The sequence below is a fragment of the Saliphagus infecundisoli genome (genome assembly GCF_020177375.1).
Classification (GTDB): Archaea; Halobacteriota; Halobacteria; order Halobacteriales; family Natrialbaceae; genus Saliphagus; species Saliphagus infecundisoli.
The window spans coordinates 17,263-30,279 of record NZ_JAIWHV010000008.1 but is presented as its reverse complement, the minus strand read 5'-3'; the positions used below and the strand labels follow the sequence as shown (position 1 = coordinate 30,279).

Here is a 13,017-nt window from a genome sequence, read left to right as displayed (position 1 = left end):
CGGAACCGCCGCAATCCTTGCCGTAGAACCGAACGGACGGAAGCCGTGACGACACCCTTTTGACCCCCGCGAGACCCACTCGCGGGCATGTACCGTTCCGGCGCGTTCGTCGCCGACCACGTCTCGCCGACCGAGGACGAACAGGTCCAGCCAAACGGCGTCGATCTCACGGTCGACGTCGTCTTCGAACAGCGAGAGCCCGGCCGGATCACCAGCGAGGAGAGCCAGGTCGGCGAACGGATCGCCCGGCCCTTGGAGGAACTCGATCGAAAGGCCCCCGACACCTACTACCTGCCCGAGGGGAGCTACATCGCCCGCTACGGCGAACGCATCGCGGTCCCGGAGGGCCACGTCGGCTTCGTCTACCCCCGGTCGTCGCTGATGCGAAACTCCTGTATGCTGAACACGGCGGTCTGGGACGCCGGCTACGAGGGCCGCGGCGAGGGCCTCCTCCAGGTCCACCACGACGTCGAACTCGAGCGCGGCGCCCGGATCGCCCAGTTCGTCCTCGCGAAAGCCGACCACGAGGAACTCTACGACGGGAGCTACCAGGGCGAGCACGTCGTCTGATAGAAATTCAAGCGCATACCTCCGTCTTCAGGCGGAGGTCAAGCGACACTCGGTCCGTTTGTCCCGGAATGGTTATGACTGTGGCCCCCGTTCACACGGATGCTACGGAGTCGGTGAGATGCCGTCCCCGAACCACAAGGGGTGGCGAACCGGCGGTGGTTCGCACGGCGATGACATGGACTCCGACGGGGCCTGTTTGGCCGGGCCACAGCCCTACGAGGGAGACAAACGAGAGTTCCTCCGGTGTGTCGCCGGTTCCCTCCGAGTGCGGGTTGGAACCGAAGGACTGCGACAGTCCGAATCCGATGGTCGGATTCCCGCGTCTTCAGGCGCGGGAGGAGGTCAATCGTTCCACCGCCCTGCCGTGATCGCCCGATGGTGTAGGAGGCGATCGAACCGAAACCGCCGCGACGGCGACGGAAACGCGAACCGGCAGTTCTGATAACTCCTCTTACAGCTTTCGAAAACTACTTGGTCGATTGCTGTAAGGTGCGAACCATGAACGTACGGGGGAGGGACGTCGCCGTCTCGCTGCTCGTGGTCGGCACCGCGGCCGCGGCCGGCTACGTCATCCAGCGAGGACAGGGTCGAGCCGAGCACGGACCCTCCAGCGCGGAGGTCGGTGCCCGGGTCGTCGATGCCGAGGACGTACCCGTCGGGGCGACGGTCGTCGACGCCTCGAGCCGGCGCCTCCGGGAGCTTCCAGGCGCGGGCCGGGCGATCGACCGGGCGATAGCCGACGACGCCCGCGAGGAGTGGGCCGGCGTCGAGATCGACCGCGAGGGCGCCTGGGGAGTGGTCGACGCCCTCCACCGGTCGCTGCCCTACTACGAGGGGAGCGGCGGGGAGTACAATGGCGTCTACGTCGCCCGCGAGGACCGGGTGGTCGTGGTGGACGCGATCGGCTGGGCCCGCGTCGAGGAGTCCTCACCCGAGGCGTAGAACCGGAAACCACTACCACCTCGAACGCGCCAGCTTTTCCCATGCAACTGGGCGTGCTCGGACTCGGACGCATGGGACGGATCGTCGCCGACCGCTCGATGGCCGCGGGCCACGACGTCGTCGCCTTCGATGTCGCCGAGGAGGCCGTCGCCGACGCCGCCGACGCCGGCGCCGAACCCGCCGACTCGATTTCCGATCTGGCGGATCGGCTGGACGGGGACAAACGGATCTGGCTGATGGTTCCGGCGGGCGAGCCGGTCGACGCCGCCCTGGCGGAACTCGAGGCCCACCTCGGAAGCCGGGACGTCGTGATCGACGGAGGGAACTCCCGCTTTCAGGACTCGGTCCGGCGCGCCGAGAGCTGTCCCGCGGCCTACCTCGACTGTGGCACCTCCGGAGGCCCCGCGAGCGCCGAGGAGGGGTTCTCGCTGATGGTCGGCGGGCCCGAGTGGGCCTACGAGGCGATGGTGCCGGTGTTCGACGCCGTCGCGACCGGCCCCGCGGGCCACGACCGGATGGGGGCCGCGGGGTCGGGCCACTACGTGAAGATGGTCCACAACGGCGTCGAGTACGCGCTCATGCAGGCATATGGGGAGGGGTTCGAACTGCTCGCCGACGGCCGCTACGACCTCGATCTCGAAGCCGTCGCCCGCACCTGGAACAACGGCGCGGTGATCCGGTCGTGGCTCCTCGAGCTCTGCGAGGAGGCCTTTCGGGAAGAAGGCACGAACTTGGGAACCGTCGCCGACCGCGTCGAAGGAGGGTCGACGGGGACCTGGACCGTCCAGGAGGCTCTGGAACAGGAGGTCCCCCTCCCGCTGATCTACACCGCCCTCGCCGAACGGTTCGGCTCGCGGTCGGAGGGACGGTTCTCGCGCCGGCTCGCAAACCGACTTCGGTACGGGTTCGGGCGTCACGAGGTTGCTCGGAACGACTGAGGAACGAGTAAGAGTCACGGCCGTCGAGCGGGGAGCCCCGCGACCCGCGAGACGAGGTGGCTCGAGCCGACTGCACGCACGGGAGGAGACTCAGGACCGGTAGACGTCGCTCGGCCGGTCGTGCTCGAGCGTCGTCGCCGTCGCCCGCGCGACGTCGTCGCCGCAGATCCGGGCGACGAGATGGAGTGCCAGATCGATCCCCGCGGTGACGCCGCCGGCGGTGAGCAGGTCGCCGTCGTCGACGATCCGGGCGTCGACGACCTCGGCGCCGGTTTCGCGCAGGTCCGAGAGCGCGCTCGCGTGGGTCGTGGCCGGACGGCAGTCGAGCACCCCCGCCTCGGCGAGGACCATCGCGCCGGTACAGACCGACGCGATCATCCGATCCTCCCTTCCCGCCTCGGACCAGTCGGCAAGAGCCGCCGGCAGGCGGCCGTTCTCGACGACGGTCCGGACGCCACCCTCTCCCGACGTCCAGCCCCCGCCCGGGACGACGATCAGGTCCGCCCCGCCGGACAGTTCGCCGTCCGGCTCGATCCGGAGGCCGTGGGCGCAGGTCACCCGATCGGTGGGCTCGAGCGTCCGGAGAGAAACGTCGAGGTCGCCGCCGGAGTCCCCGGCGACCGAGAAGGTTTCGTAGGGGCCGATCGCGTCTAGTTCCTCGACGCCCTCAAAGACGGCAATCGCGACGGTCGAGACGTCCATATCCTCCCGTCGGGCGGGGACAGGAAGTAGCTACGGCACCTACGGCTCGATCTCGACGGCAACCGTCGTCCGGAGATCGCCCGAGGAGCGGCCGACCTCGACGGTATAGGTTCCGGGATCGACCGTCCACCCCTCCTCGCCATCCCACCGCGAGAAGGCCCTGCCCTCGAGGCCCATCTCGACCGCCCGCTCCTCGCCGGCGCCGATCTCGACGGAGGCGAAGCCGGCGAGTTCCCGGACCGGCCGGTCGTCGTTCCGGGGCGGACGGACGTAAACTTGCACGACCTCCCGGCCAGGCCGGTCGGCGACGTTCTCGACGGGCACCCGGACCGCGACTCCCGGTCCCGCTCGGTCGCCCTCGACGAGTTCGGGCTCGCCGTAGGCGAACTCGGCGTAGGACTCGCCGTGGCCGAAGGGGTAGGTCGCCTCGGCGTCGGCCGCGTCGAAGTGGCGGTAGCCGACGAAGAGCCCCTCCCCGTAGTGAGCCTCGCCGTCGACGCCCGGATACTGGCGCTCGTCGCTCGTGGGATACTCCCCCTCGGGAGCGAACGTCACCGGGAGCCGCCCGCCCGGCTCCTCGTCGCCGTAGAGGACGGCGGTCAGCGCCGCGCCGTCGGCCTGGCCGGGGTACCACGCCGCGGCGATCGCGTCGACCTTCTCGCGCCAGGGCACCTCGACGGGGCCACCGGAGTTGACGACGACGACCGTCCGCCCCCCGGCGTCGGCGACGCGGGAGACGAGTTCGTCCTGGCGGCCGGGAAGCCGGAGGTCCTCGCGATCCCGGCCCTCGGTGGTCGTGTCCCCTACGACCACGACCGCGACCTCCGCTCGCTCGGCGGCCGCGACCGCATCGTCCATTTTCGGCTCCCGGCCGTCCGACTCCTCCTCCTCCTCGCCGTCGCCGTCGAACACGTCGAACAGGTCCGCGCCCTCGACCGGTGGGAGCCCCTCCTCGACGGTCACCGAGGGCTCCCGGTCGGAGAACGCGGTCGCCGGACTGCGCTCGAGGAAGGGAGTCACCGCCGAGGAGCCTCCGCCGCCGAGGGTCGCGCTGTCGACGTTCGGACCGATCAACGCGACGTCCACGTCGTCTGCAAGCGGGAGGACCCCGTCGTTTTCGAGCAGGACCGTCCCACGGACGGCGATCCGTTCGGCGAGCGCGCGGTGGTCGTCGGTGTCGATCGCGCCCTCGCGATCCGGGCGTTCGGTCGTCGGCCGCGGGTCCCCGAGCAACCCGATCTCCTCCATCGCGCGCAGGACGCGGGCGACCATGTCGTCGAGGCGCTCGAGGGGGACCTCGCCCTCCTCGATGGCCACCGCGAGATCAGCGCCGAAGACCCCGCCCTGGTCGGGGCCGGGCATCCCGCCGGGGTCGATGGCGTCGAGGTCGGGTTCGCCCTCGTACTCGCCGAACGCCTCCCGGACCGACGTTCCGGGCATCTCGAGGTCGAGGCCGCCGTTGGCCGCGCTCGCGGCGTCCCGAGTGGCGAACCAGTCCGAGACGGTGTATCCCTGAAAGCCCCATTCCTCCTTGAGAACGTCCCGGATCAGATGGGCGTGATCATTGGCGTCGATCCCGTTGATCCGGTTGTAGGCGGTCATCACGGAGCCCGCGCCGGCGTCGACTGCCGCCCGGAACGCGGGGAGGTAGAGTTCCCGCAGGGTTCGCTCGTCGACCTCGCTGCTCACGGTCACCCGATCCGTCTCCTGGCTGTTCGCGACGTAGTGTTTCGGCGTCGCGATGGCGTCCTCGCCCTGGATCCCCCGCACGACCGCCCCCGCCTGGGCCGCCGAAAGCGTCGGCTCCTCCGAGAGGTACTCGAAGTTGCGCCCGCCCTGCGGGACTCGAATGAGATTGACGCCCGGCCCGAGGACCGCGTCCTGGCCGCGGGCCTTCGCCTCGCGGGCCATCGCCGCCCCCTGCTCGCGGGCGAGTTCGGGGTCGAACGTCGCGGCCAGCGAGATCGAGGCCGGGAACGCCGTCGCCGCCAGTGGGTCCTCGAAGCCGCCCGCCCGGATCCCCATCGGCCCGTCGACCAGCCGCAAGGGCGGGACGTCAAGCCGGGGAACTCCGGGGAGGTAGCCCGTCGACGTTCCCTCGGGGTCGGGTGCGCCCCGTACAAGATCCAGTTTCTCCTCGCGAGTGAGGTCGTCGAGGAGGCTCTCGACCGTCTCGCTCGTCCGGCGTCCGTCCATACCCCCGTTGGGTCCACTGTCAGGATAAATCCCGATGGTCGTGTCGAGCGGGCGAAGGATACAAGCCTGCTCCGACCTGCACGTCGAACATGGACGAAGCCGGTGCGGGGCGGCTCATGGACCAGAGGACTCTCGCCGCGTGGGTCGAATCCGGGGAGGCCCCCGACTGGGTCGGCGCTCACTGGCGGACGTTCCGTGGGGCGCTGCTGGGCGAGCGAACCGAAAACCCGTTTCCCTGTTTCTTCGGCGCCGAATCGGTCCGGGACGGCGAACCGCTCTATACAGTCGTCCCCTCGACGACCGACAAGGACGCGCTGCTCGACCTCGGTCGCGTTCTCCTAGAGTACCTCGAGGTCTGGCCCGACCACAGCGACCGTGCGTCGCTGGTCGCCTTCTTTCGCCCGCCATCTCGGGAGCTCTCGGAGGCCGAGTACCACGAAACCCTCTGGCATATCCTCCAGTTCCTCCACGTCCACGATCCCGAGCCCTGGCCCGAGGCGATCCCCACCGACCCCGACGACCCCCGTTGGGAGTTCTCCTTTTCGGGCGAGCCGATGTTTCCGACCTGCCGGGCACCCTTTTACGACGAGCGCCGAAGTCGCTACTGTCCGGTCGGTCTCGAAATTACCTTCCAGCCTCGGGCGCTGTTCGAGGGCCTCGACGTCACCGCCGACACCGAGGCCGGCCAGCGCGCCCGGGACGTCATCCAGGATCGCCTCTCGGAGTACGACGGCGTCTGTCCCCACGCCGATCTGGGCGACTGGGGCGTCGAGGGCGACCGCGAGTGGGTCCAGTACATGTTCTCGGCCGACGACGACCAGTTCCCCGAGGAGTGCCCGATCACGACCACCCGCGAGCATCCCAAGTCCGACCGTCTCCGCCCGGAGAACTCGACCGGCGAGCCCGACGGCAACGCGACCGACCCGCCGAGGGCGCGATGACCGACCGACGGAGAGGTCGGAGCGGACACGAGGGCGACGACCGCCCGGGACCGGCGCTCGTTCTCGTCGATTTCCAGCGGGGGTTCGACGACCCCTCGTGGGGCGAGCGGAACAACCCCGACGCCGAGGCGGTCGCCCGGGACCTCCTCGAGAACTGGCGCGAGCAGAGACTCCCCGTGATTCACGTCCGCCACGACTCGACCGAACCGGACTCGCCGCTGCGGGGCGATAGTTCGGGATTCGCGTTCAAGCAGGGGCTCTCCCCCCGCGAGGGCGAGACCGTCTTCGAGAAACGGGTCAACGGCGCGTTCGTCGGGACCGGCCTCGAGGACTGGCTCCGCGAGCGAGCGATCGGGGAGGTCGTCGTCTGTGGACTGACGACCGACCACTGCGTCTCGACGACCGCGCGGATGGCCGAGAACCGCGGGTTCGACGTCCGCGTGGTCCGGGATGCGACCGCGACCTTCGGCCGGGAGCTGGCGGGCGAGCGGTTCGACGCCGACCTCGTCCACCGAACGGCCCTCGCCCAGCTCGAAGGCGAGTTCGCGACTGTCGTCGCGGCGGCCGACCTCCTCCGATAGGGTCGGTCGTAGTCCGTTACCGGCGATCACCCGGACGTCGGTACAACCGACCCTCTGAGTGAAACACAATACAGTTAAACCACCTGCCCCAAACGCGAGCCATATGGAGATCAGCGCACCCGGGATCGCCACGACGGTCGCCGCCGCGGGGGGCGGCACCGAAGGGACGATGGAGTTCAGCGCGACCGCGTTTCTCATCGGCGTCGCGTTGGCCGTCGGGGCCGTCGTCCTCCACTACCTGAAGGGGACGCCCTGGACCCCGAGCGAGGACCTCTCAGGGGAGGTCCTAGAGCGTCGCGCGGAGACGGTCCCCGAGACCGACTTCCCCGAGCCGATGAACCGCTCGATCGGGGGCGGCGGCGCCGTCGCGGTCGGCGGGGGCGAGGCCGGCGGCGAACTCGCCGAGGGCGAGGAGGGCGAAGGAAGCGAGGGGGACGGAGCCACCGCCTCGGGTCCCGGCGACATCCCCGAGGACGAGATCGAGTACTACGAGGTCGAGTGGGTCAAGGAAGGCGAGACGATCGAGGTCGCGAACAACGAGCCTCTCCTCGACCAGGGCGAAGAGCAGGGCTGGGACCTCCCCTACGCCTGTAGAGAGGGGTCGTGTGTCTCCTGTGGCGCCCGGGTCGACGGCGACGCGAACGACCTCGTCGAACACGACAACCAGCAGATGCTCGACGAGAACGAGATGAGCGACGGCTACGTGCTCACCTGCGTCGCCTACCCCCGCGGCGAGTTCTCGATCGAGACCAACGAGACGCCGTAGGCCGGGTTCTCTCGCACCCCCGGATCGAATCACAACGTTGATCCCCTGACGTTTCGTTTCGAAATCCAGTGAGCGACGACGTCGATGGGCCGGACCGCGACCGGTCTACGGGGGGTTCGCCGCCGGAAAGCGACGGCCCCGACGACGAGTCGATCACCGAGGGCAGTCTCGTCCGGCCGCTGTTTCGGCTGGCCTGGCCGATCGTCGTCATCCAGCTGCTGCAGGTCACCTACAACGTCGTCGACACGCTCTACCTCGGCCGGCTGTCGGCCGACGCGGTCGGCGCGGTCAGCCTCGCTTTCCCCCTGATCTTCCTGCTGATCGCCATCGCCGGCGGGTTCACCGCCGCGGGGGCGATCCTCGTCGCCCAGTACACCGGCGCTGAGGGCGATCGCTCGGCGGGACTGGTCGCCGGACAGACGTTCACCTTCGTCGGCCTCCTCTCGGTGGTCATCGGGGTCGGCGGCTACTTCTACACCCGCCCGGCCCTCGAGCTCCTCCCGAGCGACGCCGACACGGCCGCCGAGGTCATCCCGCTGGCGGCCGACTACATGGAGGTCTTCTTCGTGGGGATCCCGCTGATGTTCGGCTTCTTCGTCTTCTCGGCGCTCATGCGCGGCTACGGCGACACCCGGACGCCGATGGTCGTGATGGCCGTGAGCGTCCTCGCGAACGTCGTCCTCGACCCCTTCTTCATCTTCGGATTCTCCGGCAACCCCCTGTTCGTCTGGCTCGACGCCGCCCCGCTCGGTGTCGACTTCGCGGCCGTCGAGGCCTCGCTGTACGGCTCGGTCGGCTTCGCAGGGTGGGGGATCGAGGGCGCCGCGGCGGCGACGATCCTCGCCCGGGGGATCGCGACCGTGATCGGGCTCTGGCTGCTCTTTGCCACCACACGCGGGCCGAACGTGGAGCTCGGACACCTGGCGCCCGACCTCGAGTTCATCGCCGACATCGTTCGCCTCGGGGTGCCGACGATGGTCGAACAGACCACGAGCGCGATGGCGATGATCACGCTGACCGCGATGATCGTCACCTTCTCGCCGCCCGTCGTGGCGGCCTACGGCCTGGGCAACCGGCTGATCTCGCTCGTCTTTCTCCCCGCGATGGGATTGGGGCGGGCGATCGACACGATGGTCGGCCAGAACCTGGGCGCGGGCCGGAGCGATCGCGCCGCACGCGCGGTCCGGCTCGCGGCCGCGACGGGCGCCGGCGTCATGTTGCTGGTCGCCGTCGTGATGGCCGTCTTCACCGAACCGATCGTGAGCGTCTTCCTGGGGGACGTGCCCGACGCCCCGGAGACGATCGCCCACAGCGTCGAGTACGTCCGAACCCGGTCGGTCGAGTTCGCCTTCATCGGCGTCACCCAGGTGATCCTCGGCGGGTTCCGGGGCGCCGGCAACACCAAGATCGCGATGGTCATCTCGATGCTGACGCTGTGGGTCGGCCGGGTGGCCAGCGTCTTCGCGCTCGTCTTCGTGTTCGGGTGGGACGAGAGCGGGGTCTGGGTCGGGATGGCCGTCGGCAATATCCTGGGTGCGATCGTCGGCGTCGCCTGGTTCTCGCGGGGGACCTGGAAGGAAGCCTACATCGACCGCGAGGAGAAAGGTCCGGCGCCGGCAGCGAGCGCCGAGGACTAAGCCTTCGCCTGCCAGCCACGCACCCGGTCGGCGCTGACCCCCTCTACGTCGTCGGCGATCGCGTCGGGGTCCGCCGTCGAGAGGTCCTCGATGCTCTCGATGCCGGCCGCCGCCAGCTTCTCGACCGTTTTCTCGCCGACCCCCTCTATGGCCTCGAGTTCCGAGCCGTTCTCTCTGGCCTGGAACTCCCGGTAGTTACAGATCGGACAGCCCAGCTCCCAGGGTTCCTCGCCGTTGTGGACGAGCAGTTCGGGGAGGTCGTGTTCCTCACAGCGGTCACCGGTGACCTCGATCTCCCCGCGCCGCGGGAGCGGAAGCGAGTACTCGCAGTCGGGGTAGCGGGTACAGCCGACGAGCCGGGAGCCGTTCTGGAGGGTCTTGACGGCGAGTTCTCCACCCTCTTGCGTTCCACAGTCGGGACACTCCCCCAGCACTGGTCCCTCGCCGGCCTCTTCTGCCTTACAGAGCGGACAGCCATGGACGAACGTCTGTCTGCCGGCGAGCATCTTCACCTCGTGGAGCCCGTGCTCGTCGCACTCTTCTTCGAGGATGAGCGGCTTCCCCGTCGAGGGCAGGGGCAGGGTGTTCTCGCAGTCGGGGTAGCCGTCACAGCCGACGAAGTACGAACCGTGGCGGCTCCGGCGAACCAGGAGGTCCTCGCCACACTCGGGGCAGGGTCCCAACCGCTTGTCCGCCTTCAGGGACTTCCGGAGGTGGTCGCCGATCTCCTCCCGGGAGTCCGCGAGGTTCTCGAATATCTCTTCTAACATCTCCCGGGACTCCTGGGTGACGTCCTCGAGCTCGGCCTTGCCGCTCGCGATGGCGTCCATGTCGGCCTCCAGTTGGGCGGTCATCTCCTCGCTGACGACCCGGTCGGCGAACTCCTCTGCGGCCTCGACGACAGCCATCGCCAGCTGTGTCGGCCGGGGCGGATCGCTCTCGATGTAGCCCCGGTCGTAGAGCTTCTGGATGATCTCGTGACGGGTCGCCTTCGTCCCGATCCCCATCCCCTCCATCGTCTCGATGAGCCGCGACTGGCCGTATCGGCGCGGGGGCTGGGTCTCCTTGCCCGTACACTCGACCTCGCCGACGGCCAGCTCCTCCCCGACCTCGACGTCGGGGACGTAGTTCTCGCTCGTCGAGAAGTAGGGGTAGACCGCGTGGTAGCCCGCCTCGACCAACCGTTTGCCGTTCGCCTTCAGCGACCGGCCGGCGGCCTCGCTCTCGACGCGGAGGTGCTCCCAGCGGGCGTCGTCGGCGACGGTCGCGAAAAAGCGCCGGACGACGAGTTCGAACACCTTCCACTCGTCGTCGTCGACGTCGCCTCGAGTCGGGATCTCGCCGGTCGGGTGGATCGGCGGGTGGTCGGTCGTCTCCTCGTCGCCCTCGGTGGGCTCGATCTCCTCGCTCTCGAGCAGCGAGTCGGCGTCCTCACCCAGCGTCGGGTGGCCCGAGAACTCCCCCAGCAGCTCCTCGGGATCGAGGTCGTCGGGGTAGACGGTGTTGTCGGTCCGGGGATAGGTGATGTAGCCTGCGGTATAGAGGTCCTCGGCGATGCTCATGGCTCGCTTTGCCGAGATGCCGATCGCGCTCGCCGCGCGGATGAACTGAGTCGTGTTGAACGGCGCTGGCGGTGCGTCGGTCCGGCTCCGGCGGTCGACATCGACGACCGTCGCCGTCGTCGCACCCTCCAGATCGGCGGTTGCGGCGTCGGCGGCCTCCTCCTCCCAGACTCGTTCCGCCTCGTTGCCCTCCTCGTCGAGATAGAAGTACTGGGACTCGAAGTCCTCGCCGCCCTCGGTCTTTTCTAGGTCGGCGACGATCTCCCAGTAGGACTCGGGATCGAACGCCTGGATCTCGCGTTCGCGATCGACCAGCAGCTTCAGTGCGGGCGACTGGACCCGCCCCACCGAGATGAAGTCGTTGCCGAGTTGGCCCGACGACAGCGAGAGAAAGCGCGTGAGTGCAGCGCCCCAGACGAGGTCGATCGTCTGGCGGGCCTCGCCGGCGGCCGCCAGATCGAAGTCGAGCTCCTCGGGTTCGGCGAAGGCGCTCCGGACCTCGTTTTCGGTGATCGAGGAGAAGCGCACGCGACGGATCGGCATCTCCTCGTCTACCTCCCGGATGATCTCGTAGGCCTCCTTCCCGATCAACTCGCCCTCGCGGTCGTAGTCGGTCGCGATCGTCGCCTCCTCGGCCTGGCGGGCGAGGATACGGAGGGTGGCGACGATGTTCTCCTTGGTCGCGGTCTTCTCGACGCTGGCGTCGATCAACTCGACGGGTTCGACGTCGCGCCAGTCCGAATACTCGGGCGGGAAGTCGACGCCGACGACGTGGCCCGAAAGACCCACACAGCGCGTGCCCCCCCACTCGTAGACGTTGACCCCGTTCTCCCGGCTCGAGTCGTAGCTCTCCCCGCTCAGGATGTCGGCGATCCGTCTCGCAGCGTTGTCCTTCTCGGTGACGATCAGCTCCACACCGGTTCACCTCCCGGTAGCCGGCTGTCGGTCATTGGCGAGCGATACGCCCGTATCCCGCATAACCCTTTCGCCGAAACGCCGACGAAACCGGGAGACTGCGCGGGTGTGCGCGCGTTCGCGGGCGCCGGAACCGGCCGGGATTCCCGCGTCGATCGCCATGACCCGACTGCGAGTTCGACCCGGCGATTCGACCGCCGGAGGGGAACGGGGGACCCAATCTGTTTTGGCGTCAGGTGTAATAGCCGTCGGTGCGTTTCGGGGGATATGGCATCGTGGACGAACGACGGTGACCGGATGGACGCGATCTACACCCTGCTCGGTGATCGCCGGCGTCGGTACCTGCTCTATCTCCTCGCGGGAACCGACTACGCCAGCGTCCCCGAACTCGCGGCCCGGATCGCCGCCTGGGAGCGCGAGGAGCCGACCGCGACCGTCCCCGAGTCGGCGCGCCGGTCGGTCCACGTCTCACTCGTCCACACCCACCTCCCCATGCTCGCCGACCACGCCGTCGTCGACTACGACCTCCGGAGCGGCGACGTCGTTCTCGGGGAGGACTTCGAGGAAGTGGAGTCCCTCCTCGAGCAGTTCCGGTCGACCGAGGAGATCCCCGAACCCCGGCTCTCCTCGCCGTCGGTCGACCGCCCGTAGCGCGGTCGGCCGCGTTGGGCTCCCCGCGTCCGGCAGGCTCGCGACTCGCGGGCGGTTCGGCCGAGTGACCGGACCCCGGAGAAATGGTTATACGTCCGGGGTTCGCAGCGATAGTCGTGTTGAACAGTGAGTGATATCGTGATTATCCCGACGGATGGAAGCGAGTACGCGGACAACGCCGCCGACGTCGGCTTCGATCTCGCCAGGAAGTCCGGCGCGACGGTCCACGCGCTCTCGGTCGGCGACACGAGCATGACACACCGCTCGTCGATCGGCGCCGGCCCCGGGAAGACCAGCGAGGAGGTAACCGAGATCGCCGCGGAGTGGGCAGAAGAACTCGCCGAGGCCGCCCGGTCGGCGGGCCTCGACGCCGAGGCCGTCGTCAGGACCGGCATCCCCGCCGAGGAGATCGCCGACTACGCGGCCGAGACCGACGCGAGCATGGTCGTGATGGGGACGGCGGGACGGAGCGGGTTCGAGCGCCGCATCGTCGGGAGCACTACCGACAAGGTCGTCAGTACGGCGCCGGTCCCAGTCGTGACGGTCCGGCCCGACGGGGCGGTCGACGCCGCCTGATCGACCGGCGGTTTCCCTTCGGCTGCCTTCCTCGAGTCCC

The 13,017-nt window shown here is 69.0% G+C and carries 12 protein-coding genes; 9 read left to right on the top strand and 3 right to left on the bottom strand.

The window, feature by feature from the left end; genetic code table 11:
- The first annotated feature begins 87 nt into the window (after nt 1–87).
- The 3 genes from LCF40_RS11665 to LCF40_RS11655 all read left to right on the top strand — a co-directional run bounded on the left by LCF40_RS11665 (nt 88) and on the right by LCF40_RS11655 (nt 2,450).
- A complete protein-coding gene (locus tag LCF40_RS11665; RefSeq protein ID WP_114577743.1) occupies nt 88–570 on the top strand; it encodes a deoxyuridine 5'-triphosphate nucleotidohydrolase in 483 nt (160 codons plus the stop codon).
- Between the two features lie 498 nt (nt 571–1,068).
- Nucleotides 1,069–1,512: a hypothetical protein gene (locus tag LCF40_RS11660; RefSeq protein ID WP_114577744.1), complete on the top strand. Its 444-nt coding sequence runs from the start codon at nt 1,069–1,071 to the stop codon at nt 1,510–1,512.
- A gap of 41 nt (nt 1,513–1,553) precedes the next feature.
- The gene (locus LCF40_RS11655) at nt 1,554–2,450 is read left to right on the top strand and encodes a decarboxylating 6-phosphogluconate dehydrogenase (protein WP_114577745.1); all 897 of its coding nucleotides are present in this window, start codon (nt 1,554–1,556) and stop codon (nt 2,448–2,450) included.
- A gap of 90 nt (nt 2,451–2,540) precedes the next feature.
- On the opposite strand, the gene LCF40_RS11650 is transcribed toward LCF40_RS11655, so the two are convergent.
- Both LCF40_RS11650 and LCF40_RS11645 read right to left on the bottom strand, forming a co-directional pair.
- Nucleotides 2,541–3,152: a DJ-1/PfpI family protein gene (locus LCF40_RS11650; protein ID WP_224828603.1), complete on the bottom strand. Its 612-nt coding sequence runs from the start codon at nt 3,150–3,152 to the stop codon at nt 2,541–2,543.
- Between the two features lie 39 nt (nt 3,153–3,191).
- Complete coding sequence (locus LCF40_RS11645) at nt 3,192–5,348, bottom strand: beta-glucosidase family protein (protein ID WP_224828602.1); 2,157 nt, start codon at nt 5,346–5,348, stop codon at nt 3,192–3,194.
- 89 nt (nt 5,349–5,437) lie between these two features.
- Between LCF40_RS11645 and LCF40_RS11640 the strand changes: the two genes are divergently transcribed.
- From LCF40_RS11640 to LCF40_RS11625, 4 genes are all read left to right on the top strand, one after another.
- Complete coding sequence (locus tag LCF40_RS11640; RefSeq protein ID WP_224828601.1) at nt 5,438–6,289, top strand: YqcI/YcgG family protein; 852 nt, start codon at nt 5,438–5,440, stop codon at nt 6,287–6,289.
- Nucleotides 6,286–6,870: a cysteine hydrolase family protein gene (locus LCF40_RS11635; protein ID WP_224828600.1), complete on the top strand. Its 585-nt coding sequence runs from the start codon at nt 6,286–6,288 to the stop codon at nt 6,868–6,870. The genes LCF40_RS11640 and LCF40_RS11635 overlap by 4 nt, the downstream gene beginning before the upstream one ends.
- Nucleotides 6,871–7,039: 169 nt before the next feature.
- Nucleotides 7,040–7,636, top strand: coding sequence for a 2Fe-2S iron-sulfur cluster-binding protein (locus tag LCF40_RS11630; protein ID WP_114577879.1), 597 nt, complete (start codon nt 7,040–7,042; stop codon nt 7,634–7,636).
- 68 nt (nt 7,637–7,704) lie between these two features.
- Nucleotides 7,705–9,273, top strand: a complete 1,569-nt coding sequence (locus LCF40_RS11625) for an MATE family efflux transporter (RefSeq protein ID WP_224828598.1) — start codon at nt 7,705–7,707, stop codon at nt 9,271–9,273.
- On the opposite strand, the gene LCF40_RS11620 is transcribed toward LCF40_RS11625, so the two are convergent.
- Nucleotides 9,270–11,750 (bottom strand): DNA topoisomerase I, encoded by a 2,481-nt coding sequence (locus LCF40_RS11620; protein ID WP_224828597.1) that lies wholly within the window; start codon nt 11,748–11,750, stop codon nt 9,270–9,272. The genes LCF40_RS11625 and LCF40_RS11620 overlap by 4 nt on opposite strands.
- Nucleotides 11,751–12,017: 267 nt before the next feature.
- Here LCF40_RS11620 and LCF40_RS11615 point away from each other — a divergent pair, with 267 nt between their 5' ends.
- Together LCF40_RS11615 and LCF40_RS11610 are read left to right on the top strand one after the other, a co-directional pair.
- Nucleotides 12,018–12,401, top strand: a complete 384-nt coding sequence (locus LCF40_RS11615; protein WP_224828596.1) for a DUF7344 domain-containing protein — start codon at nt 12,018–12,020, stop codon at nt 12,399–12,401.
- A 126-nt stretch (nt 12,402–12,527) separates the two neighbouring features.
- The gene (locus LCF40_RS11610) at nt 12,528–12,977 is read left to right on the top strand and encodes a universal stress protein (protein WP_224828595.1); all 450 of its coding nucleotides are present in this window, start codon (nt 12,528–12,530) and stop codon (nt 12,975–12,977) included.
- The last annotated feature ends 40 nt before the right edge of the window (nt 12,978–13,017 follow it).